Below are 20,607 nucleotides of genomic sequence, written 5' to 3'. Positions count from 1 at the left end.
AGGTAGTCCACATGGTCGCGTCGACCAGCGGCGCAGCGACGGGCATCGCATGGGCGGCCGGAGTGTTACCAGAACGGTATGCTTCCCCGAGTCGGGTCGCGGGGATTCTGGAGAATTTGGGTAAGCCAGCTGCCGCGAGGTACCTCAGAAACAAGCTGCCAACAGATATGAAGGCTCGATCCGGCGACGTGGGCGAGATCCTCGGGGTGCAGTACGCCGAGCAGGAGCTTGGATATCGGACGATCGCGCGCTTTCGGTGGAAGGATCACCCAAACATGGCTATGCGGGGGGATGACATCATCGGGATTCGTACGCCCATATCTGGACCAATTGAGTTGTTGAAGGGGGAGATCAAGTCCCGGAACTATCAGACTCGACCGAGGAAGATGTCGGCGCCGCTGAACGTAAGTGGCAGGCACAGTTGGCTAGTCTGGATTGTGCTCTATTTGGCTTGTTGAGCGATGGGGGCGTTGGTGAGGACAATAGTATCGGATCGGCGCTCGATACGGCGCTAGCCTCCTCGCTGTGGACGCGGAGTATGTCGCGTCGCCACGAGGATGCCCAGCGGGCTCTCACGGCCGGATTGACATCGCGGGCTAGGTTTCTCTGGAGTAACTCGACTTCATCTCAACGGCGCGGCTTTTTTCTTGCCGGTGTGGGACTAACAACCGGGCGTGAGCTGGACGAAAACTTGGCGGTACTCTTGCAGTATCTATACCTGGCAGATCGGGGCATTGTTGAAGGAGATGACGAGAGCGCGATCGAAGCTATAACCTCCTTCGCGTCAATTGCTCTGAGTATCTATCCTTTCGCGCCTAGGAAGCGCCCGGTAGGCTGGCAGGCAGTTCTGAGGGGTTGGTTGCAAGGCAAGCCGATGTCGGAAATCGCTCCGGACGATGATGGCGAAGTGCTTGAATTCATTGAAGACTCGCTGGCCTACGGGTTGCCGTGGGCAATGGAGGCTGCGCGCGTGCAGGCATCAGCGGCGGATAGCACCGATGATTTATGGACAGTAGTCACGCCGACGGAGGGACACGCCGTAGCTGCGGTTGAGGCAGGGACTCTCAATAGGTCGGCGGCGATGCTTATGCGAGCTGGCTTCTCTTCACGGTCGGGAGCGATTTCGGCGGTTATCTTGTCGGACGCGCGTTTCACGACAATGAGTGAACTTCGTGAGTGGCTGCGGTCCGATGAAATACGTGAGCTGGCGCAGGACAATGACTGGCCAACTTCGTCTTCACACGATCTGTGGGTCGCGTTTACGGACCGGAGCGGTGCAGGCCGTAGTGAGCCATGGGCACACACGGTCGAATCTGCACAGGTGGCATGGCTCGACGGCTATGAGCCGAACAGCGGACTTCCATACCGCGCCGTTTCACTTCCGGACGGCGAGACTCTCCTCGAGACCCCTGACGCACAACCTGCTGGCCTACTTCATGAGGTGCTGAATCCGGGTCGGCTCGGCTTGCTCACTGTCACCGGCACCTCCGTGACGAATGTTGTTGAGCTGAGCTACAGGGGGCCTTCAGATCTGCGGGTATAGAGAGCTACTCAGTGTGACATTGGGGTCACTGATCAGGCGGTCGTTGACCTACACGTCTGCCCCCCGGCCTGATCGTCACACCCGCGTGCCGGAGTACCTTCGCTACCGTGCGCTTGGCCATGTGGTGCTCAGCTTTCAACTGGGGCATGGAGGGCGCCGGCCTCGTACTTAGCCACGATCGGCAGCCTCCTCGGGCGTCAAGCGCTTCTTCGGTCCGCCGGATGCTCGCTTTTCGGAGGCGCTGAGGGTCGCGGTCCGCTTCCCTGGAGGCGTTTACTCAGCTCGGAGAGGCGCTGGAGCAAGTCAGCCCGTTTCGAGTAAGTTCCCGCCATGTCCACGACAAGGCCCCTCACTTGCATCGCAGGTGAGGGGCCTTTTTCATGCCGCTACGCCGGGGTGGGAGCTGGGAGACCGCAACATCTGTAACGGTCGCCGTCCGGTCGTCGCGCGACGTGACCCGTTGGGCGCAACTTACCCGTCGATCGCCGTACTGTCCGGCTTACTGCCTGCGCATCGCTCACGGAGGTGCCGCTCGGCGACGAGCTTCCGCGGGCACGGCGGTGTGCAGCTCGCGTGCAACTTCGTCAGACCTTGCGCGTGCTGCTCGTCCGCGGGCTCGTTGTCGTCCTCGCAGTAGTCTTCGATCCACGAACGCCGAGTCGTCATCGCTTGTCCTCGCTCTCGATGCGGTCCATGACCTCACGGAAGGGGACCTGTTCGTCGGGATCGTCGCCCAGCTCGAGTAGCCACGGCAGGACCCAGAACAGCAGGATCAGCAGACCGCAGACAGCGGCGATGACGATCAGGACGGTTGCGAGCTCTGCGGGCATTCGGTGACCCCTCGGCATTGTGGTGTGGTTGGGTAGCACCCGACGCCGGGGAGTTCGGGGACTCACCCGGCGTCGGGGCCTGCCAGAAACGTTCGCTTGCGGCAAGCTCGCCGAGGGACAGACAGGGGACAGCCCGGGAAAATCGATTTACCCTCGCAGGATGAGCGGACACATCGGGAAAGCCCTTGCATCCGAGCGCAAGCTGGCCGGATTGAGTCAAGTTGCGCTCGCGAAGCGGGCCGGCTACTCGCTGTCGATGGTCAAGGCCGTCGAGCAGGGCCGGGAAGCCGCATCGGCTGGGTTTGTGGCCGCCGTCGCGAAAGCCCTCGGTATCGACCCGGACCGGTTGCAGGGCACGCCCTATGTGGAGACCCTCGCCGAAGACGGGCCCCTTGCCGGGCTGGAAGAACTGCGGCTGCTACTGGCTGAAGGTGGCTACGTGCGTGCCGAGCAACCACCTGCCCGTGACGTGCTGCTCGCTGATCTAGCCGCTGTCGACAAGGCCATGCACACCGATCGCACGCGGCATGCGCTGATCAAGCTGCCGCGACTGATCCGGCAGTTGCACGGTGCGATCGAGTTCGCCGACAGCGATGTCGTCCGCATGGAGAGCTACGCGATGCTGTGCTCGGCATACATCGCAGCCGAAGGTGTGTGCGTCCGCTTGGGGTATTCGTCGCTCACTGCGCTTGTGCTGGACCGGCTCGACCAAGCTGCCGCCCACACCGGTGATCCGGCGTATGCGGTGCGGGCATTGATGAAGCGGGCACGCCTGTTGATGGCCCATGGTTCCACCGATTCGGCTATGTCGCTGGTCGGTCGCGGCCTCGAACTTGTCCCCGGTGAGACCGAGTCCGAGCGTGTGCTCCGGGGATATGGGCACCTGCGCGGAGCGATGGTCGCTGCCCGTGGGCTACGCCTCGAAATGGCGCGTGACCATATCGACCAGGCAGCGGTCATCGCCGCGCCGATGCTGCGCGAGAGCACTCTCTACACCACTGATTTCGGCCCCGGGAACGTGGCGGTTCATGCATGCGCGGTAGAACTCGAGGCAGGCGACCCAGGTAAAGCGGCCCGCGACGGTGCAGCGCTGACTCTGCCCGCGGAAATGGCCTCGCCGCGTGCCGGTCACCATTGGCAAGACAACGCCCGCGCATGGTTGATGGCGGGTAAGCCGGACAAGGCGCTGGTGGCCTTGAGCAAGGCTCGTGCAGTCGCACCGCAGCAGACCCGCTTGCACCCCGGAGTGCGGGAGACGGTGCACGGGATCGCCGCGGCCCAGCGACGGCAGAGTGAGGGCCTGGTGGGATTCGCGTCCTGGCTGGGAACGGTGCTATGACCTCAGTACAGCTGAGGGCATCGGTGCCCACCGTGCCCATATTTTGCCCACGACCTACCGAGATTTGTCGTGGTTCGATGAGATTCGACGGACGTATTACCGCAGGTAGACGCATCTGTTGATCGAACGGGCCGAGGCGGGCTGTTCGATACGGATAGCCGTGGGTGACGCCGACAGCGCCAACGTCCGACAACGGGGTAGGGAAGAGAAATTCGGGCACGGCATCGAGTCCCGCTGCCGTCTCGCCTTGATGCACTACCGGACGCTGGAAGGAACGCCGGGCATCGAGCTCCGGACTCACGCCACGACGCTCTACAACAGCATTTTCCGCGCCGACGAGGAAATGCTGGTCAATGCCCACGTGTGGGGAGTGAATGCTTACGGTGCGCCTGTCTGGCATCTGCGCCGTACTCTCGGCGGTGGTCTGTTCGACACCTATACCGACAGTTTCGACGCGGTCTGGCGATCGGCCCGACCGGTGGAAGGGTGAGCCAATGGCGCGCACCGAGTTCTACGACGACCAGCCGCACCAGAGCCGAACAGTCTCGTCGTCGCGGCTTCCGCCGTGGTGTGCGACGACAAGGGCCGTATCCTGTTGCAGCGGCGCGCCGACAGCGGCCTATGGGCGTTGCCCGGTGGTGGCATGGAGATGACCGACAGCCTTCCCGGCTGTGCGGTGCGAGAGGTCAAGGAAGAAACCGGGCTGGATATCGAAATCACCGGACTCGTCGGCACCTACACCGATCCGCGCCACGTCATCGCCTACAGCGATGGCGAGGTCCGACGCCAGTTCAATGTGTGCTTCCTGGCCCATGTCATTGGTGGCGACCTCGCCATATCCGATGAGTCCATCGAACTACGGTTCGTAGCCCCCGCCGAACTGGACAGCCTCGACATGCACCATACGCAGCGACTCCGGCTGACTCACTACCTGGAAGGGCGGTCCGCGCCATACCTCGGCTGACGTTCCTCGCCCGGGACTCCGCCCCGCGTCCGTGGATGGGTCGCCCGGTCGTGGTGCAGTGATCTTTCCCGGCCTGCGGGCTTCTGAAGAGGATTCCCGTGCCGGTGGGCGCGTCAGGTGATTCCGTTGGTCACCGCTGGATTCACGCATTCGGCTCGCCGTAGGCTGCGGCGATGTCCTGGGAACTGCTCCAGCGGCTGTAGGTGGGCGACTGTGGCCAGCCGTCGGGGGAGTCCTGCCATTCCTCCTGCCTGCCGTAGGGCAGTAGGTCGATCAGGGCGAAGGAGTGGCTGAGCTGTTCGGTGCCGCGGCCGTTGGTGTGCCAGGTGCGGTAGACGGTGTCGCCGTCGCGGAGGAATACGTTGACCGCGAACCCTGCGCCGGGCGGTGCGCCGACGTCGGCGCCGAAGGAGCTGTTCGCGGTGGAATACCAGGCCATCTTGTTTCCGACCCGCCGCTTGTAGGCGAGCGCCTCCTGAATCGGGCCTTGGGTGACGATGACGAACCGGGCGTCGTAATTGTTCAGGAACTCCAACCGAGTGAACTGCGAGGTGAATCCGGTGCAGCCGCCGCACTGCCATTGCTCGCCCGGAAACCACATGTGGTTGTAGACGATCAGTTGCGACATACCGCCGAAGAGGTCGACCAGCCGGACCGGTCCCTCCTCGCCCTCGAGGGTGTAGCCGGGCATCTCGACCATCGGCAGGCGGCGGCGCTGAGCGGCGATCGCATCGAGTTCCCTGGTCGCGGCCTTCTCCCGGACGCGCAGCGCTTCGAGTTCGCGCTGCCAGGTATCGGCGTCGACGACGGGCGGCAGTGCTTGCGGGCTCATAGGGTCCTCCCTGTCCGGGTTCATAGCTCGAGGGCTGTAGGTGTAGACCCGGCCCGCTCGCAGAACTCATCGGTGACCGGCTACTTCCTCTCGCCCGGGACTCGCACCCGCATCCCGCGGACTTTTGCCGCCGCCCCTTCGGTCATGTGATCCCTCGACTCGAGCTGGGCCGCCTTGCCGTGAGGAAGGCTCGCGAGCCCTTCGCGACTACGGCCTCGATCGGAGTCGGCTCTACCGATCCCGGTCATGATCCGGCCTCGGGGTACATCCTCGGCATGTATGAGCCCGGCATCGTTGCGGGGTGAAGGCAGGAAAGGTGCCGGGGTGGGTCGCGGCCGGAAAACGGCAAATCGGGGAAAACGGGCGGATTCTGTTTGGTTGCTGACTGCGGTGGAATTGCCGGGGTAATGTCCACTGAGCAGGGAAAATGGGGTGTTTGCCCCCCGGTATCTGGATGGCTGCCATGAAGCTCGAAGCCGAGATTCGCAACTTCTCCCGAGATGGGAGCGGGGGGCTTGGGAGGCTGACATGACTGCGGGAATCGCGGGTAACGGGATGCGGTCGATCCTGCGTGCCGCCTGTGTGAGCGTCGGGATAGATGCGAGCGATGCCGAACCGGTGGGGTCGCAAGGGGTCTACCGGTTGCGCGGCGGGCTCGTCGTGCGGATCGGCGAGCGGGGACAGAAATTCGCGACCGGGCGGGAAGTCGCGGTCGCTCGATGGCTGGAGACCTGCGGGGTGTCCGCCGCGCGCGTCGTCGCGGACATTCCGCAGCCGGTTGTGGTCGACGGACGCCCGGTGACCTTCTGGCAGGAGCTGCCGCCGCATCACCCAGGCACGCCCGGTGAGGTCGCCAGGGCGCTGGGACAGTTGCACCGGCTACCACTGCCGGGGTTCGAACTACGCAGGATGTCGCCCCTGGCCCGGGTGGAGGAGGAGATCGCCGCCGGGCACACGGTGACCGAGGACGACCGGCGCTGGCTGGGCAAACACTTGGAGGAACTGCGCGGCCGCTGGAAGGCGCTGCCGAAGGGCCTGCCTTGGTCGGTGGTCCAGGGCGGCGGCTGGGAGGACGGCGTGGTGGTCGGCGACGACGGCGACGTCATCCTGGTCGGCTTGGGGCAGGCGATGATCGGCCCGCCCGAGTGGGACCTGGTGCACACGGCGATCGAGTGCTGGACCGCGCGCAAACTCTCCGCATCGGAGTACGCCGAATTCTGCGCCGCGTACGGCCGCGACGTGATGCGCTGGGACGGCTTCTACCTGCTTCGCGACATCCAGGAGTTCCGGATGGCCTTGCAGTCGATTCGCGCCGCCGCTGTCGATCCCGCCTATCAGCGGCAGGCGATGCGCCGCCTCGCCTGCATCCGCGGCGACTCGGGCATGCGGCCGTGGCCCGAGTGGGCGGACCTCGAATAGGCCGCTGGCCGCCGAACGGATGGCAGGCAGGGATCTCGGGGACGTAGCCCAGCTGCGCGCAGTACCCGGCCGAGACCCCTTCTCGGCGATCGCCGAGGCGTCCTCGGCCGGGCGCGACGTGGTACCGGGGCCACGCCGCCGGACGGTAGCGATGGTTCGGTGATCAGCCTTGCTGAGTCGGGACGACGACGAGTTCGGCGATATTGACGTGCCGCGGTACGCCGACCGCATAGGCGATCGCGTCGGCGATGTCGCGGGGTTCCAGGATCTCGATCGCCGTGCGCCACTGCTCGAGCCCGGCGCGCTGGTGTTCGTCCTGCATCCCCGCGCCGAGTTCGGTGCCGACGAAGCCGGGTTCGATGTTCTTGACCCGCACGCCGCGCGGCCCGAATTCGGCGCGCAAGTTGCGGGTCAGGTGCGCGACCGCGGCCTTGGTAGCGGTGTACACGGCGTAGTTGGGGAAGACAGTGTGGCCGCCGATCGAGCCGACCAGCACCAGATCCGCTTGCCCGCCCCGTTCCGCGGCCGCGAGCAGGCCGTCGATGAACGCTCTCGCGGTGTAGAGCAGACCCGTGATGTTGGTGCCGACCATCTGGTCCCACTCGTCTGTGAGCGCGGACTCGAACGGCGCGGCGAGCATGACGCCCGCGTTCGCGACGACCAGGTCGACGGAACCGAATGCCGCCCGCACGGTTGCCGCGGCGTCTCGCATGGACTGCTGATCGGCGACGTCGGCGACCACCGCGAGCGCGTCCCCGCCGATCTCAGCGGCGAGGTCCTCGATGCGATCCTTGCGCCTGCCCAGCAGGGCGACCTTCGCGCCGCCCCGCGCGAGCTGCCGCGCGGTCGCCGCGCCGATTCCACTGGATGCTCCGGTGACGACCGCGACGCGGCCGGTGATGTTGTTCGTCATGTCCACAACGTTGCGCGTCCGTGCGGCCGCCTGACAGGCTGCGGTCTTCCTGGTAGTCGCGGGGCCACCCAGGCTGATGTCGGCTCACCTAGGCTCGGATCATGGACTCCGACAATCGACTGGGCGCTTTCCTGCGTGCGCGCCGCGAGCTGGTGCGGCCGGAGGATTTCGGGATGTCCGGTGGTGGTCAGCGGCGGGTCGCCGGACTGCGCCGGGAGGAGATCGCCCTGCTCGCGGGGGTGAGCGCCGACTATTACGTACGGCTGGAGCAGGGACGCGACCGGCATCCCTCCGAACAGGTCATCGCGGCGCTGGCGCGCGTGTTCGCGCTGGACGAGGAGGGCACGGCACATCTGCGGGCGTTGGCGCGGCCGACGGCCGCGCGATCGCGGCCGCCGCGACGGCCCGAACGGGTGGCACCGGGGCTACTGCGCCTGATGGAGGCGTGGCCGCATACGCCCGCGGTGGTGCTCGGCAGATACCTGGACGTCCTGGCGGCGAATCCGCTGGCCGCGGCCGTCAATTCGTGCTCGGTGCCGGGCGTTAATCAGGTACGCATGGTCTTTCTCGATCCCGAGGCGCGCGATCTCTACGGTGACTGGCCGACCATCGCGGCCGATACGGTGGCCAGCCTGCGGGCGACCGCGGGTGCGGACCTGGACGATCCGCGATTGACCGAGCTGGTCGGGGAGCTTTCGCTGAAGAGCGAGGAATTCCGGCAACTGTGGGCGCGCCACGACGTCCGGGTGAAGACCGCGGGCGTCAAACACTTCCGAAACCCCATGGTCGGGGACCTCACGTTGTCCTACGAGACGCTCAGCGTCAACGGCGCGCCGGGCCAGATACTCATCGCCTACCACGCGGAACCAGGATCGCCCTCGGAGCGATCGCTGGCCCTGCTCGGCAGTTTGATCGCGGATGACGGGAAAACGACCGGTGCCGAGCGCCGCGACGCCGGTGCGTCTCGGCCACAGCGCTGAGCGAGTCCGGCGCAGATAGGCCGAGTCAATCCTTCGTTTCGGTCCGTGTCGCCCCCGCCGACGCCGCCACCACACACCCGACGCCCGCCCACTGTCCGAGGTTCATGACCTGACCGAGGACGACCAAGCCCGCGATAGCCGCGACCGCGGGCTCCAAGCTCATCAGCACGCCGAAAACGCGGGGCGGAATCCGCCGCAGCGCTTCCAGCTCCACCGAATACGGCAACACCGATGACAACATCGCGACCGCGAATCCCGCGGCGAGCACGGCGGGCTGCAACAGCGCGGCGCCCGCATCGATCACGCCGACCGGCAGCATCACCAGCCCACCGAATGCCATGGCGAGCGCCAGCCCGCCCCCGCCGCTGGTCCGTTCGCCGAGCGCGGCGCTGAGCAAGATGTAACCCGCCCAGCACGCCGCCGCGGCCAGCGCGAACATCACCCCTACCCAGTCCACGTCCCCGTCCGCCCGGGTCAGCAGCAGCACCCCGGCCCCGGCCAGCACCGCCCACAGCGGGTCGATCCAGCGCCGCGATCCGGCCAGCGCGACGGTGAGCGGTCCCAGGAACTCGATGGTCACCGCCATGCCGAGGGGGATCCGGTCGATCGCCTCGTAGAACGAGAGGTTCATCAGCGCGAGCACCGCCCCGTACCCGAGCACGACCGGCAGCGCACCACGCCCCACCCGTAGCGACGAACGCCAGATCACCAGCAGGACGATCCCGGCGAAGACCAGCCGCAGCATGACCGCTCCAGCCGCACCGGTCGCCGCGAACAGCTGCGTGGCCACTGCCGCGCCCACCTGCACGCTGACGATGCCCGCCAGCACCAGCGCCGTCGGCGGCACGCCACCGAGCCCCTGCGCGGCGACCCTGCGCCGCACCGACAACGGCCTCGCGCCGCGCACCATCCGCTCGAAGTCGATCGCTACCACACCAGCACCTCCGTCGCTCCACGGGAAGACCCTCGGACACACAACCACGAGGGGGCGACACGATCGTCAGGCGGCACGAGATCCCGTCGCCGGGCCGGGACGCACGCCGCCGGTGGGGTGAGCGGCTGCGGCGCGGTCGTTGTCGTCCCGCGTCGGACACGACGGAACAGATTTGTCCGAGCGAGCGACCGATGAGCACACGCTCCGACGGATCTCGGTGCGCCGGTGCGAGCCGAATTCCGCGGTTCACACCCCGTCGAAGCCGTGCGGGAGTGAGGATCTAGTAATCGCGTCGGTGCGCGCGGCCGGCGTCCGTTCGACGAGGAGCCACTCACGACCGATAGGACCACCCGAATGCGAAGACGAATCGGTGCGACAGCGGCGGCGCTCGGAGCCGTCGCGGCGGTCACGATGGCCGACCCGCCCTCGGCCGGAGCCACGGTGACCCAGGTCGGGATGTATCCCGGCCTCAATTTCGGGTTGGTGACCAATTATGGGACGGGCTGCACCTATACCGCGCGAGCCACCGTGACCGACGTCGTCGCACCGGTGGTGTTCTACGACAACGGCGTTCCGTTCGGTGTGGTCCGGCCTTCCGGCGGCGTCGCGTTGATCGACTGGGTGCCCGCCACGCAGGGACCGCACACCATCAGCGCCGTGCAGGAGCCGGACGTGCCGTATGTGGCGAGTATCGACCTCCCGGTCGGCGAAGGCATCCACCTGGGCTACGCGTGCGTCGTTCGCGGCGGTTGACGGCGACGTCCGCCGCGCCGGTGATCGGCGGTCCGAGCTCGATCTCTCCGGCGGGAAGGAAATGAGCATGCGAAGCAACGGGCCGATCATCGTCGGTGTGGACGGGTCCGCCGGGTCTGCGGTGGCGGTCGCGTGGGGAGCGCAGGCCGCCGCCCAGCATCGGGCGCCGTTGCGTCTTACGCACGTGGTGGATCCGGTCGCCGACTACGGGCCCGGTGTCACCGAACCGCTCACCAGCACCGACTACGCCCGATTGGTGGGGCACGGTCGCTGGGTGCTGGACACCGCGGCCGAGGAGGCGCGCATCGCGGTCCGGGCGCTGCACGACATCGAGATCAGCACCGAGCTGGTGCACGAGCCGGTCGGTCCGGCGCTGCTCGACCGCACCGGCGGAGCGCGGATGATGGTGGTCGGCACCCGCGGTCGCGGGACCGTACAGCGTGCTCTGCTGGGATCGATCAGTGCGGCGCTGGCGCGACGGGCGCGCTGCCCGGTGGTCGTGGTCCGGGAGGGCGCCCCGCTCACCGCGGAAGCCAGGACGAAGCTGATCGTCGTCGGCGTAGACGGCACCGAGATCAGCGAACCCGCTATCGAAGCGGCGCTGCACGAGGCCTCGGCGCGGGATGTGCCCCTGCTGGCCCTGCATGTGTGGACGGGCGTCGAACTGCCGTCGGTGAGCGCTGAACTCGCGGTGGATACCGAGAAGCAGATCGTGCTGGCGGAAAGCCTCGCCGGGTGGCAGGAGCGTTTTCCCGATGTCGAGATCCGGCGCGAGATCGTGACCGACCGGCCAGAGCGCTGCCTGCTGGAACGCTCCGGGCAGGCCCAGTTGCTCGTGGTGGGCAGCCGCGGTCGAGGCGGGTTCGCCGGCATGCTGTTCGGTTCGACCAGTCAGGCACTGCTGCTGTCGGTGGCGTGCCCCATCATGATCGTTCGCGACGTCTCGATGGCGGTCCGCTACCTGCCCGACTGAGCGTCACACTCCGGTCGTCGAGCCCGGCCGCACGATCATCAGAACTGTGACCGCCGCCCACAGCAGGTTGAACACTCCCGTGTCCATGGCGAGACGGCGGATCAGCGCCGGAGTGGTGCCGGTGAGGTCGGCGAGGACCTTCTGCTGCCCGGGCAGCACGAGCAGTGCGAGCACGCCCGCCGCGGCCGCGGTCAATCCGATCGACACCACCAGCCAGGTGTCGCCGAGCACGCCGAGAGCGAGCGCGGTGAGCACGCCGAAGGCCGGGACCGCCACGCCGAGCAGGGCATAGACGCGGCAGATGCGATGCAGCGTGCCGAGGACGGCCGGGTCGTGCCCGGTCGCGGTGGCGGCGAGGGCGCGGCGGGTGGTGGCGGGAAACATGCTGGCCGCCACCGTCACCGGCCCGACGGCGATGATCACGGCGAGCACGTGGACCGAGAGCAGGAACTTCGTCACGGCGGTCGACACTAGCCAGGATCTGGTGCGGGCGAAATTGGCGAAAGTGCCATATACCGCTCGATTCTCGCCAAGGGCGGTGAGATGCGGATATTCGGCAGGAGCCAGTTCGGCGCATTGGCTGGAATCAGCCGGACGCCTAAACTATCGCCATGCACACCGTGGTCGTCCTCGCGCTGGACCAGGTGATCGCGTTCGATCTGGCCACGCCGGTGGAAGTGTTCGGGCGTAGCTGTCTCCCCGATGGCAGGCCCGCCTATCGCGTGCTGGTCTGCGCGGGCACCCCGACGGTCGACGCGGGGCTGTTCACGATGCGAGCCCCGCGTGGGCTCGACGCGCTGGGCGAAGCCGACACGATCGTGCTGCCCGGCTGCGCCGACCCGGCCCTTCCGGTGCCGGACGAGGTGCTCGAGGCGCTGCGCCGCGCCGCGGCCGCGGGCACCCGTCTCGCGTCGATCTGTTCCGGCGCCTTCATCCTGGCGGCGACCGGATTGCTGAACGGGCACCGCGCGACCACGCACTGGCTCGCCGCCGCGGCCCTCGCGGCCCGCTACCCGGACATCGACGTGGACCCCGACGTGCTGTACGTGGACAACGGCTCGCTGCTCACCTCGGCGGGCGCCGCGGCCGGAATCGATTTGTGCCTGCACATGATCCGCCGGGACTACGGCTCGGCGGTCGCGGCCGACGCGGCCAGGAAGTCGGTCGTCCCGCTGGAGCGGGAAGGGGGGCAGGCGCAGTTCATCGTGCACGACCAGCCGCCGACGCCGCGCGGCTCGGCGCTGGAGCCGGTGCTGCGGTGGATCCAGGACAACTCCGCGCGGGATCTCACCCTCGACGACATCGCCGCCCAGGCCGGGATGAGCACCCGCACGCTCAACCGGCGGTTCCGCGAGCACACCGGTACCACGCCCCTACAGTGGCTGCTGCGCGCGCGAATCCGACAGGCCCAGCATCTGCTCGAGGCCACCAGCCACCCGGTCGACCGGATCGCGGGCCAGGTCGGTTTCGGCTCGCCCACCGCGTTCCGCGACCGCTTCAAGCGGGTGGTCGGGACGAGTCCGCACAACTATCGCGCGGCATTTCACGGCTCCGATGCGAACCTGTCCGGCTAGCGCGGGGGCATGCCGGATGGTCCGCGGCGACGGCGGCCGCGCCGACCGATGAGTTCTCGCGCGTCGTCCCGTCGGATCAAGCGACATCGCAACACCGATCCAGGAGCAACGCACATGAGGAAAATCACCGCCGGCCTGTTCATCGCCCTCGACGGCGTCATCGAGGACCCGCAGGACTGGCACTTCCCCTACTTCGACGACGCCATGGGCGCGGTGGTCGACGCCCAGCTCGGTGCCGCCGACACCCTGTTGCTCGGCCGCAAGACCTACGACAGCTTCGCGGGCGCGTGGCCGGAGCGCGAAGCGGCGGGCGGCCCGGACGCGGCGTTCGCGAAGAAATTGGGCGACGCGCGCAAGATCGTGGTTACCCGGCAGGATCTCGACTTCACCTGGCGCAACTCCGAAGTGATCGACGGCGATCTGATCGACGCGGTGACGGCGCTGAAGAACGAGCCCGGCGGCGACATCGGCATGAGCGGCTCGGTCTCGGTGGTCCGTCAGCTCCTGGCCGCCGGTCTGCTCGACGAGTTGCACCTGCTGGTGCACCCGATCGCGGTCGGGAAGGGCGATCGCCTGTTCCAGGACGGCGCGGCCACCGTCCCGCTGCGCCTGCTGTCCTCGGAGACCTTCCCCACCGGCGTGCTGCATCTGGTCTACACCCGCGACGAGGCCGCGTCCACCGCGTCCTACGACGACGCGAAAACCCACCTGTCGCAGGGCGTTCGGTAGGCGTCGTCGCCGTCCGGTCGGCCGGTCGTGGTGAAGCCCTAGTGCCCCAGCGCTTTCGCGACGATGCCCCCCGTGACGGCTTTGATGAGATAGCTGGTCGAGTCGTGTGGCGACGCGCCGTTGTCGAAATGCTGTTCGGTGACCGGGATGACGGCGCTGCCGGGGTACGGCGGAAAGAACGAAGTGAGGTCGAGGTGTGCCGCCACGAGGTCGTCCTCGTCGACCAAGTTGTGCCATTCCGTCACCGATTTCGGCACGGTGCTCGGCTGGGGGCGCAGCCGGTCGTACACGACCGAGCGCAACCCGAGCGGCGACCCCATGGTCAGCAGGGTCACCGGATGGTCGGTGCGGTGCAGCGCCTCGTAGGCCACCACGCTGCCCAGCGAGTGCGCGATGACCAGGCGGGTGTCGGGACCGACCTGGTCGAGCACCTGCTGCTGGGCATATTCCCGCACGTCGTCGTCGGTGAAGTACCGGGCGACCTGGGACAGGGCGCGGATGACGAACTTCTGCGCCAATCCGAAACCGAACGGCGCGAACCAGCGCAACCGCATCAGCGCGTTGAGCGCGGGCCGCAGTCTCGCCTGCGCTCCCTGCGCCACCGCGTCCGGCGGCGGGGGAGTGCCGAGGCGGCGGGCCGTCGCCCGATCACGCTCGTCGCCCGCGTGCGCGGCGGCCGTCGCCAGCCACTCGGCGGCGAGCTGTTCCATCAGGTCGAGCTGGGCGTCGTCGGGTTCGATCCCCGCGCCCTGCGCGCCCTCGACCAGGAAACGATTGCCGTAGAAGGCCATCCGGGTCGACAAGTCGCCGGGAGAACCGTTGCGCCACAAGCGGTCCGCCAGCTCCGGGGCGCCGTGGTTGCGGACGCCTCCCGCGAGTCCGGGTAACCAGCGCGCCTCCAAGGTGTCGGCCGATTCCTGTTCCTGCGCGATGCCGTGTACAAGGACGATCGTCGCCAATGTCCCCACCCCTTCCGTCCCCGGTGTCGCCGAACAGTGTCCCTCATTCCGGCCTTCTCGTCAGCACGGGTCCTTCGAGGCGGTGCCGCGCGTGAATCGCTTGTCGAGTGGCGCAATCGAATTGGCGAGACCGAACGGCACACGTTCGGTGATCGAGTGTTGTGGGGACTGGATCCCGAGTGCTGGCCGCGGCCGGACTGCTGGACGGACGGCCCGCCACGACCCATTGGCTTGCGCAGCCGATATTGCGCGCACTCGGAGCGGACGCTCGGCCGGACGAACGGATCGTGCGGGACGGAAGTATCGCCACCGCCGCGGGGGTCTCCGCGGGTATCGATCTGGCGCTGTGGCTGGTCGGGGAAGTCTTCGGTGCCGAGCAGGCGCAAACCGCCCAATCGATCATCGAGTACGACCCGCAGCCGCCGTACGACGCGGGTCACGTCGGCAAAGCATCGCGCGCCGTGCGACTTGCCGCCACCGCCCAGCAGGCCCGGACCGTGATGTTTTCGGCCGCCGTGCCGCAGCTGGCGTGGCGCAGCGCGATCCGTCGGGTGCGCGCACGCGGGAAGGTGCTCAGGCGTCCCGCCACTTGATCGAGCAACCCATGCTCGGCCGGTGTGGTTCGGGGGCGGGCCCGCCTGCCAGCACGGCTTCGACGGCAGTGCGCAAGTCGTTCCCGGTCAGCGGCTTCCCGTTTCCGGGCGTCGATTCGTCGAAGGCGCCGCGGTAGGCGAGCCGGAGGTTCGCGTCGTAGAGGAAGAAGTCGGGAGTGCACGCGGCGCGAAAGGCCCGGCCCACGTGCTGCTGCTCGTCGACGAGATAGGGGAAGGTCCAGCCCGCGCGGATCGCTTGGTCGCGCAGCCGCAGCGGTGCGTCGTCCGGGTAGGCGGACGCGTCGTTGGTGCAGATCGCCACGGTGGGCATGGACGGCAGGGAATCGACTAATTCGCCGAGCGCCGCCTCGATGTGCTTGACGTAGGGGCAGTGATTACACGCGAAGACGACCAGCAGTCCGGGGCCGTCCGCGAAATCGTCCCGGGAGTAGATCCGCTGGTCGAGGTCGGGAAGCGAGAAGTCGGGTAGCGCTGTGCCGATGGGGACCATGTGTGAGGTATGCGCCATGGTGTGCCTTCCGTCGGGATCGCAGAGGACAGCGGGAGCCTAACCCCGTGTCGTCCGATTCGTCGGAAATACGCCGCTGAGCCGTCAGTCGGCGTGGCGGCCGTCCGAACCGGCCAGATCGGACGGATCGGTGTTCGCTCCGCACAGCACTACGCATATGCGTTGGCCCGGACGAGGCCGGTACGCGGGCTCGTCGCCGAGGATCGCCGCCACGGCGGTCGCCGCACCGTGCTCGACGGCGATGCGGCGCTCCTCCCACAGTTCGCGGCGCGCTGCGACGATCGCGGCGTCCTCCACGAGCACCGACGCCACGTCGTAGTGCCGCGCGGCCGCCAGCGCCAGTTCCGAGGCCCGGCGGGCGCCGAGCGAGTCGGCGGCCACCGAGTCGACCTCCACGTCGACGACCGTCCCGGCCGCGATCGCGGCATGCAGTGCGCGGCAACGGGCGGGCTCCACGGCGACGGTCCGGACACCGTAGTGATCGGCGGCGGTGGCCACACCCGAGAACAGCCCGCCGCCGCCGACGGCGACCACGACGGCCCCGAGATCCGGGATCCGCTCGCGGATCTCCGTCATCAGCGTGCCCGCGCCTGCGGCGATGAGCGGGTGGTCGTAGGCATGGGAGAGCAGGGCCCCGGTGGTGTCGGCGAATTCGCGACTGGCCGCGAGCGCGTCGGCGTATTGCGTCCCCACCAGACGGACGTCGGCGCCGTAGGAGTCGAGCCGGTCCACCTTGACCCGCGGGGCGGTGGTCGGCAGGAACACCGTGGCCGGAATCCCCTGACTGCGGGCCGCCCACGCACAGGCGAGTCCGGCGTTGCCGCCCGAGGCGATCGTCACGCCCACCCGCGGGAGCGTGCCGTTCTCGCGATGCGCGAGCAAGAAGTTGAGCGCGCCGCGGGCCTTGAAGCTCCCGGTGTGCTGGAGGAACTCCAGTGCGAACCACAGTTCGCCCGCCTGATCGGCCTGCGCCACCGCCACCGGCCTGACCAGTCCGCCCACCCGTTCGGCGGCGGCCTTCACGTCGCTGTGGGTCAGTTCCACGCGGCTCCTCGGGACATGATCGTGCGCCGCCGCTCAGTACTCGCGGCGATGCGGGACGAACTCCAGGGTGAGCAGGGCGGCGGCCGCGATCACCACCTCCCGCCAGCGGACCAGGACGTAGCGCTGATGTGACAGCGCGTGGAACTTCCGCAGGAAGCGGTAGAGCGACTCCAGCCGGATCAGCGGATCGGCCAGGTGTGCCAGCACATAGAACAGGGTGGCCGTGCGCGATTTGTCCTTTTCGGCGAACAATTCCGGAAACGGCGCGAAGGCCAGGGAGATCCGCTGGATGTCATGCGCCGCGGCGTAGTCGACCAAGTCGACGATCATGCGTTCATCCAGGCCGTTGGGCGCGTCTTTGCGCCGCCACGGCACGTCCAGGCTCAGTTCCCGCCCGCGCCCGGAAATGCCGTAGCGCTGGAAGCCGACGGGACTGCCGTCCGCGTCGTTGGCGATGACCACCAGCATGTTCGGATTCCGCCCGTCGAGCAGATGGTCCAGGATCATCGAGAAGCCACGGGTCTGCCTGCCGCGGCGCCATTCGTCGACGATGGCCAGCAATTCCTCGCGCCGCGCGGGGGTGAGGGCGGACTCGTACACCACCTCGGTCGTGACGCCGAAATTCCTGGTGCGGCTCACGGCTTGGCGCAGGTTGCGGTACTTGCGTCCGACCAGGTTGAACTCCTCCACGTCGATCGCCACGTCGCGGCCGATCGGCACCGCGCGCAGCCCGCGATGCTCCAGTGCCCACACCTGCCACAGCTCGGCCAGTTCCGGGCTCGCGCCCAGCACGGCGACGCGCCAGCCATGGTTGACCGCGAAGTCGGAGAACGCCGCGACCAGTTCGGGGAATGCCGCGCGATCGCCGATCGGGTCGCCCGCGACGACGGCGATGCCGAAGCGGGTGCGGTAGCCGATGGCGGCGGTGGAGGACGTGTTGAAGAAATAGGTTTTGGACGAGTGCAGGGCGAAGGGGGCCAGCGGGTCGCCCTCGGTGCGGCCGACCAGTTCGGCCACCCGATACACCTCGCCTGGCTGCGGTCTGCCGGTGCGCGGCAGCACCACGACGAATCCGGTGGCGGCCAGCAGGACGAATCCGGCGCCGGCATGCTCGGCGCGGTAGGCGAGATGCGCGACGGCGAGCACCAGCACCGCGGCGGTGACGTGCGGAAGCGTGATCGGCCTGCGCAGGTGCAGTCCGCGCGCGACGAACACCCCGGACAGCGCGAGCCCCACGAACCAGCCGTGGTCGGCGCCCTCTTGCGAGGTCATGTTCGACTCGTAGGCCAGGATCACCGCGATCAGCAGCGCCATCGTGATCAGTGCGGCGCGCGTGCCGGGAGTGGTGGTGAAGGCGGCTGCCCGGTAGCCGCCGAGTGTGGTGGCGCGCAGCGTGCGCGAGCTGGAGGTTCCCTGACCGTCAGGCACGATCGAACTCCGCCCTACCCTCGCGCTCCGTTACCCACGACAGCTTCGCCATGGTGGTCCTCCACATGATCGCCTACCGAACACACTATGCGGCCCCCCTGGTCCAGGGGAAACACCTTTTCGAAACCAGCCGGTAGGCGGCACGAACCAAGGCATCACAGACCAACGGCGCCCCACGGCAAACATCGGATGAATCTTGTTTTATTCCTGAACGGTTCCGCGGCGCTGTCCGTCGCGCGGTGACGCGGTCGGATCGCTGCCGCGACGTCCGGCCGCCGAAGATCGCCGCGGTCCGCCCATGCGGTAGACGATCGCGGCCAGTGGTGCGAGTGAACGAACCAAGAGCGCGTACCTCGTATGCGCTCCGGTTGCCCGAATGGCGGCAGGGGTCCATGGCGGAGAATCTTAAATTCAACCCCTATTTCCTTCTCCGCCGGGCGCTTTCGGACATTTGCGGTCGAATTGCCAATTTATCGGCGTGTATCCGAGCTTTTCCTCTTTCCCGTTGTCATGCTCAGTGCCTGGCTGCTCCGAACCAACCGCCTGATCAGTGGGCGCGACGAGAGGTCCGACTGTGAAACTGAGCTGGATGGTGATTCCCGCGCTGGTCGCCGCCGCTGTGTCCGGATGTTCCGACGACACTTCGGCGAGTGATGCGGCGACCGCGACGAGTTCTGTCGCCGCCCCGAGTGTTCCGGCTACGACGACCGGGGCGCGCGACGAGGAAGTAGCGGACAGCGGTATACGGATATTGCTGGGCGAATCGAAGAAAGTTCCGGTGCCCCCCGATGTGGTGCTCGATATTCGAGCGCCTGCCGCATGGGGGCAGGCTGCCAACGGGATTCGCTGCACGGTGACCGACAGTTCCGGGCGGAATGAAGACCTGCGCTCGTCGGACGCGAAGAAGACCGAGACGTTCGGCGGTACGGAGTGGGTGACGGTGTGGACGTTCTCCTCCGTGCCGAACGGCGACGTCACCGTGGGCTGCCGGGACCCGGAATCGAAGATCGCCGCGGACCATCGTGAGCCGTACCTGCGGGTCGTCCCGCGCGTGATCGTCCCGATCGCTCCGCCGCAGCGCTGATCCCGCGGGTCGCCCCGCTCAGGCGGCGCGCACGGCGACCGGCCGGTAGACCCGGGACGCCAGGGTCTGGAGCACCATCAGGCGGGTCAGCTGGTTGCGCAACCAGATGTGGCCGCCCGTGGCCGGAATCAGCATGGAACTGCTCGCCCGTACCGAGCGCTGTGCCCGCAGTACCGTGGGCCGCAGGGCTTGTTCATAGCGGTGGAAGGCGATCCGGTGGTCGCCGCTCGCTGCGGCGAGTTCCGTCGCGAGCAGGTGTGCGCCTTCGATGGCCAGTGCCGCGCCCGCGCCGGACAGCAGGGTTGCGCAGTACCCGGCGTCACCGACCAGCGCGACCCGTCCGCTCGACCAGGCGGGCAGGCGGACCTGGCTCACCGCGTCGAAGTAGAAGCCGTCGTCGGCGATGGCCTGCTCGAGCAACGCGGGCACCTGCCAGGCTCGGTCGTCGAAATACGCGCCGAGCAGGGCTTTCTGGGCGTTCTCGTCGCGGTGGTCGACATCGAGCACGCGAGCCTCCCGGAAGGCGAAGAACGCCGTGGCGCCGTCGTGCGCCCCCGATCGGTAGACGCCCGCCACCTTTCCGGGCGTGTTGTAGAGCGTCACCGCGTGCGGGCGTCCGAGACCGGCGTCGACGCGGGCGGTGGCGAAGTACACGCCGAGGTGATGCAGCGCGTCGGCCTCCGGCGTGACGGCCAGATTCCTGGTCCGCGAATGCAATCCGTCGGCGCCGATGACCAGGTCGAACTCGGCCTGTTTGCCGCTGTCGAAGGTCACCTCCGCGGCGTCCGGGCGCTGGGTGATCGCGGCGATCGAATCGCCGAAGGTGAACTCGACGTCGTCGGCGGTCGCCTCGTACAGCACCTGGGCCAGGTCGCCGCGCATGATCTCGATGTCACCGTCGGCGTTGAAGACGCGCGTGCTCATCCCGGCAACGCGGCGATCGGCCGCGTCGACGAACGTCAGCTCGCGGATGTCGGTGGCCCGTTCGCGCAACCGCGGCAGTACGCCCATCCGCTCCGCGATCCGTACCGAGGTTCCCCGGATGTCGACGCCGTTGCCGCCTGGGCGCAGTGCGGGGCTGCGCTCGACCACGGTGGGCCGGAAGCCGTTGCGCACCAGCCAGTACGCGAGCGTCGGTCCGGCGATGCTCGCGCCGGAGATGAGAATGCGGGGGTCGTGCGCCATGG

General features: G+C 67.8%; 21 protein-coding genes and 1 pseudogene. 12 read left to right on the top strand and 10 right to left on the bottom strand.

Annotation, left to right across the window (positions count from 1 at the left end; genetic code table 11):
- Window positions 1–874: 874 nt before the first annotated feature.
- Window positions 875–1,543, top strand: a complete 669-nt coding sequence (locus ABZ420_RS03900; protein WP_357116809.1) for a hypothetical protein — start codon at window positions 875–877, stop codon at window positions 1,541–1,543.
- Between the two features lie 662 nt (window positions 1,544–2,205).
- On the opposite strand, the gene ABZ420_RS03895 is transcribed toward ABZ420_RS03900, so the two are convergent.
- Entirely contained in the window at window positions 2,206–2,373 is a 168-nt protein-coding gene (locus ABZ420_RS03895) for a hypothetical protein (protein ID WP_357116807.1), read from the bottom strand.
- Window positions 2,374–2,401: 28 nt separating this feature from the next.
- On the opposite strand from ABZ420_RS03895, the gene ABZ420_RS03890 reads away from it, so the two are divergent.
- From ABZ420_RS03890 to ABZ420_RS03880, 3 genes and pseudogenes are all read left to right on the top strand, one after another.
- Entirely contained in the window at window positions 2,402–3,712 is a 1,311-nt protein-coding gene (locus ABZ420_RS03890; RefSeq protein WP_357116805.1) for a helix-turn-helix transcriptional regulator, read from the top strand.
- A gap of 160 nt (window positions 3,713–3,872) precedes the next feature.
- Window positions 3,873–4,202, top strand: coding sequence for a hypothetical protein (locus ABZ420_RS03885; protein WP_357116803.1), 330 nt, complete (start codon window positions 3,873–3,875; stop codon window positions 4,200–4,202).
- Between the two features lie 4 nt (window positions 4,203–4,206).
- Window positions 4,207–4,676, top strand: a pseudogene (locus tag ABZ420_RS03880) (NUDIX domain-containing protein).
- A 142-nt stretch (window positions 4,677–4,818) separates the two neighbouring features.
- Here ABZ420_RS03880 and ABZ420_RS03875 read toward each other — a convergent pair.
- On the bottom strand, window positions 4,819–5,508 hold the full coding sequence (locus ABZ420_RS03875) for a DUF899 family protein (RefSeq protein WP_357116801.1): 690 nt from the start codon (window positions 5,506–5,508) through the stop codon (window positions 4,819–4,821).
- A 528-nt stretch (window positions 5,509–6,036) separates the two neighbouring features.
- Here ABZ420_RS03875 and ABZ420_RS03870 point away from each other — a divergent pair.
- The gene (locus tag ABZ420_RS03870; RefSeq protein ID WP_357116799.1) at window positions 6,037–6,927 is read left to right on the top strand and encodes a phosphotransferase; all 891 of its coding nucleotides are present in this window, start codon (window positions 6,037–6,039) and stop codon (window positions 6,925–6,927) included.
- Between the two features lie 163 nt (window positions 6,928–7,090).
- On the opposite strand, the gene ABZ420_RS03865 is transcribed toward ABZ420_RS03870, so the two are convergent.
- On the bottom strand, window positions 7,091–7,840 hold the full coding sequence (locus ABZ420_RS03865) for an SDR family oxidoreductase (protein WP_357116797.1): 750 nt from the start codon (window positions 7,838–7,840) through the stop codon (window positions 7,091–7,093).
- Window positions 7,841–7,941: 101 nt separating this feature from the next.
- On the opposite strand from ABZ420_RS03865, the gene ABZ420_RS03860 reads away from it, so the two are divergent.
- The gene (locus ABZ420_RS03860; RefSeq protein WP_357116795.1) at window positions 7,942–8,820 is read left to right on the top strand and encodes a helix-turn-helix transcriptional regulator; all 879 of its coding nucleotides are present in this window, start codon (window positions 7,942–7,944) and stop codon (window positions 8,818–8,820) included.
- 25 nt (window positions 8,821–8,845) lie between these two features.
- Here the strand turns inward: ABZ420_RS03860 and ABZ420_RS03855 are convergent, their stop codons facing one another.
- Window positions 8,846–9,754: an EamA family transporter gene (locus tag ABZ420_RS03855; protein ID WP_357116793.1), complete on the bottom strand. Its 909-nt coding sequence runs from the start codon at window positions 9,752–9,754 to the stop codon at window positions 8,846–8,848.
- A gap of 354 nt (window positions 9,755–10,108) precedes the next feature.
- On the opposite strand from ABZ420_RS03855, the gene ABZ420_RS03850 reads away from it, so the two are divergent.
- A complete protein-coding gene (locus tag ABZ420_RS03850) occupies window positions 10,109–10,507 on the top strand; it encodes a hypothetical protein (RefSeq protein ID WP_357116791.1) in 399 nt (132 codons plus the stop codon).
- A 67-nt stretch (window positions 10,508–10,574) separates the two neighbouring features.
- A complete protein-coding gene (locus tag ABZ420_RS03845) occupies window positions 10,575–11,480 on the top strand; it encodes a universal stress protein (protein ID WP_357116789.1) in 906 nt (301 codons plus the stop codon).
- Between the two features lie 3 nt (window positions 11,481–11,483).
- On the opposite strand, the gene ABZ420_RS03840 is transcribed toward ABZ420_RS03845, so the two are convergent.
- Complete coding sequence (locus tag ABZ420_RS03840; RefSeq protein WP_357033133.1) at window positions 11,484–11,939, bottom strand: hypothetical protein; 456 nt, start codon at window positions 11,937–11,939, stop codon at window positions 11,484–11,486.
- 152 nt (window positions 11,940–12,091) lie between these two features.
- Here ABZ420_RS03840 and ABZ420_RS03835 point away from each other — a divergent pair, with 152 nt between their 5' ends.
- Both ABZ420_RS03835 and ABZ420_RS03830 read left to right on the top strand, forming a co-directional pair.
- Window positions 12,092–13,054 carry a helix-turn-helix domain-containing protein gene (locus ABZ420_RS03835; protein ID WP_357116787.1) on the top strand — a complete coding sequence of 321 codons (963 nt, stop codon included), beginning with the start codon at window positions 12,092–12,094 and terminating at the stop codon, window positions 13,052–13,054.
- Between the two features lie 114 nt (window positions 13,055–13,168).
- Window positions 13,169–13,783 carry a dihydrofolate reductase family protein gene (locus tag ABZ420_RS03830; RefSeq protein ID WP_357116785.1) on the top strand — a complete coding sequence of 205 codons (615 nt, stop codon included), beginning with the start codon at window positions 13,169–13,171 and terminating at the stop codon, window positions 13,781–13,783.
- A 38-nt stretch (window positions 13,784–13,821) separates the two neighbouring features.
- On the opposite strand, the gene ABZ420_RS03825 is transcribed toward ABZ420_RS03830, so the two are convergent.
- Complete coding sequence (locus ABZ420_RS03825; protein ID WP_357116783.1) at window positions 13,822–14,751, bottom strand: hypothetical protein; 930 nt, start codon at window positions 14,749–14,751, stop codon at window positions 13,822–13,824.
- A 152-nt stretch (window positions 14,752–14,903) separates the two neighbouring features.
- On the opposite strand from ABZ420_RS03825, the gene ABZ420_RS03820 reads away from it, so the two are divergent.
- A complete protein-coding gene (locus ABZ420_RS03820; protein WP_357116781.1) occupies window positions 14,904–15,335 on the top strand; it encodes a DJ-1/PfpI family protein in 432 nt (143 codons plus the stop codon).
- Here ABZ420_RS03820 and ABZ420_RS03815 read toward each other — a convergent pair.
- From ABZ420_RS03815 to ABZ420_RS03805, 3 genes are all read right to left on the bottom strand, one after another.
- The gene (locus ABZ420_RS03815; protein WP_357116779.1) at window positions 15,316–15,864 is read right to left on the bottom strand and encodes a thioredoxin family protein; all 549 of its coding nucleotides are present in this window, start codon (window positions 15,862–15,864) and stop codon (window positions 15,316–15,318) included. The genes ABZ420_RS03820 and ABZ420_RS03815 overlap by 20 nt on opposite strands.
- An 84-nt stretch (window positions 15,865–15,948) precedes the next feature.
- Window positions 15,949–16,908: a threonine/serine dehydratase gene (locus tag ABZ420_RS03810; RefSeq protein WP_357116777.1), complete on the bottom strand. Its 960-nt coding sequence runs from the start codon at window positions 16,906–16,908 to the stop codon at window positions 15,949–15,951.
- Between the two features lie 33 nt (window positions 16,909–16,941).
- Window positions 16,942–18,336, bottom strand: a complete 1,395-nt coding sequence (locus ABZ420_RS03805; RefSeq protein ID WP_357116775.1) for a phosphatidylglycerol lysyltransferase domain-containing protein — start codon at window positions 18,334–18,336, stop codon at window positions 16,942–16,944.
- Between the two features lie 574 nt (window positions 18,337–18,910).
- Between ABZ420_RS03805 and ABZ420_RS03800 the strand changes: the two genes are divergently transcribed.
- Window positions 18,911–19,420 (top strand): hypothetical protein, encoded by a 510-nt coding sequence (locus ABZ420_RS03800; RefSeq protein ID WP_357116773.1) that lies wholly within the window; start codon window positions 18,911–18,913, stop codon window positions 19,418–19,420.
- Window positions 19,421–19,438: 18 nt separating this feature from the next.
- Here ABZ420_RS03800 and ABZ420_RS03795 read toward each other — a convergent pair whose 3' ends face one another.
- The gene (locus ABZ420_RS03795) at window positions 19,439–20,605 is read right to left on the bottom strand and encodes an FAD-dependent monooxygenase (protein ID WP_357116771.1); all 1,167 of its coding nucleotides are present in this window, start codon (window positions 20,603–20,605) and stop codon (window positions 19,439–19,441) included.
- Window positions 20,606–20,607 lie beyond the last annotated feature (2 nt).

It is taken from the genome of Nocardia sp. NPDC005745 (assembly GCF_040630775.1).
In the GTDB taxonomy this organism is placed as follows: Bacteria; Actinomycetota; Actinomycetes; order Mycobacteriales; family Mycobacteriaceae; genus Nocardia.
This window is presented reverse-complemented; position numbering and strand designations above follow the sequence as displayed.

Coding starts and splice junctions, on each gene's coding strand:
- ABZ420_RS03900 (WP_357116809.1), top strand. CDS start 875: ATGTCGGAAATCGCTCCGGACGATGATGGCGAAGTGCTTGAATTCATT.
- ABZ420_RS03895 (WP_357116807.1), bottom strand. CDS start 2,373: ATGCCCGCAGAGCTCGCAACCGTCCTGATCGTCATCGCCGCTGTCTGC.
- ABZ420_RS03875 (WP_357116801.1), bottom strand. CDS start 5,508: ATGAGCCCGCAAGCACTGCCGCCCGTCGTCGACGCCGATACCTGGCAG.
- ABZ420_RS03870 (WP_357116799.1), top strand. CDS start 6,037: ATGACTGCGGGAATCGCGGGTAACGGGATGCGGTCGATCCTGCGTGCC.
- ABZ420_RS03865 (WP_357116797.1), bottom strand. CDS start 7,840: ATGACGAACAACATCACCGGCCGCGTCGCGGTCGTCACCGGAGCATCC.
- ABZ420_RS03860 (WP_357116795.1), top strand. CDS start 7,942: ATGGACTCCGACAATCGACTGGGCGCTTTCCTGCGTGCGCGCCGCGAG.
- ABZ420_RS03850 (WP_357116791.1), top strand. CDS start 10,109: ATGCGAAGACGAATCGGTGCGACAGCGGCGGCGCTCGGAGCCGTCGCG.
- ABZ420_RS03845 (WP_357116789.1), top strand. CDS start 10,575: ATGCGAAGCAACGGGCCGATCATCGTCGGTGTGGACGGGTCCGCCGGG.
- ABZ420_RS03835 (WP_357116787.1), top strand. CDS start 12,092: ATGCACACCGTGGTCGTCCTCGCGCTGGACCAGGTGATCGCGTTCGAT.
- ABZ420_RS03830 (WP_357116785.1), top strand. CDS start 13,169: ATGAGGAAAATCACCGCCGGCCTGTTCATCGCCCTCGACGGCGTCATC.
- ABZ420_RS03815 (WP_357116779.1), bottom strand. CDS start 15,864: ATGGCGCATACCTCACACATGGTCCCCATCGGCACAGCGCTACCCGAC.
- ABZ420_RS03795 (WP_357116771.1), bottom strand. CDS start 20,605: ATGGCGCACGACCCCCGCATTCTCATCTCCGGCGCGAGCATCGCCGGA.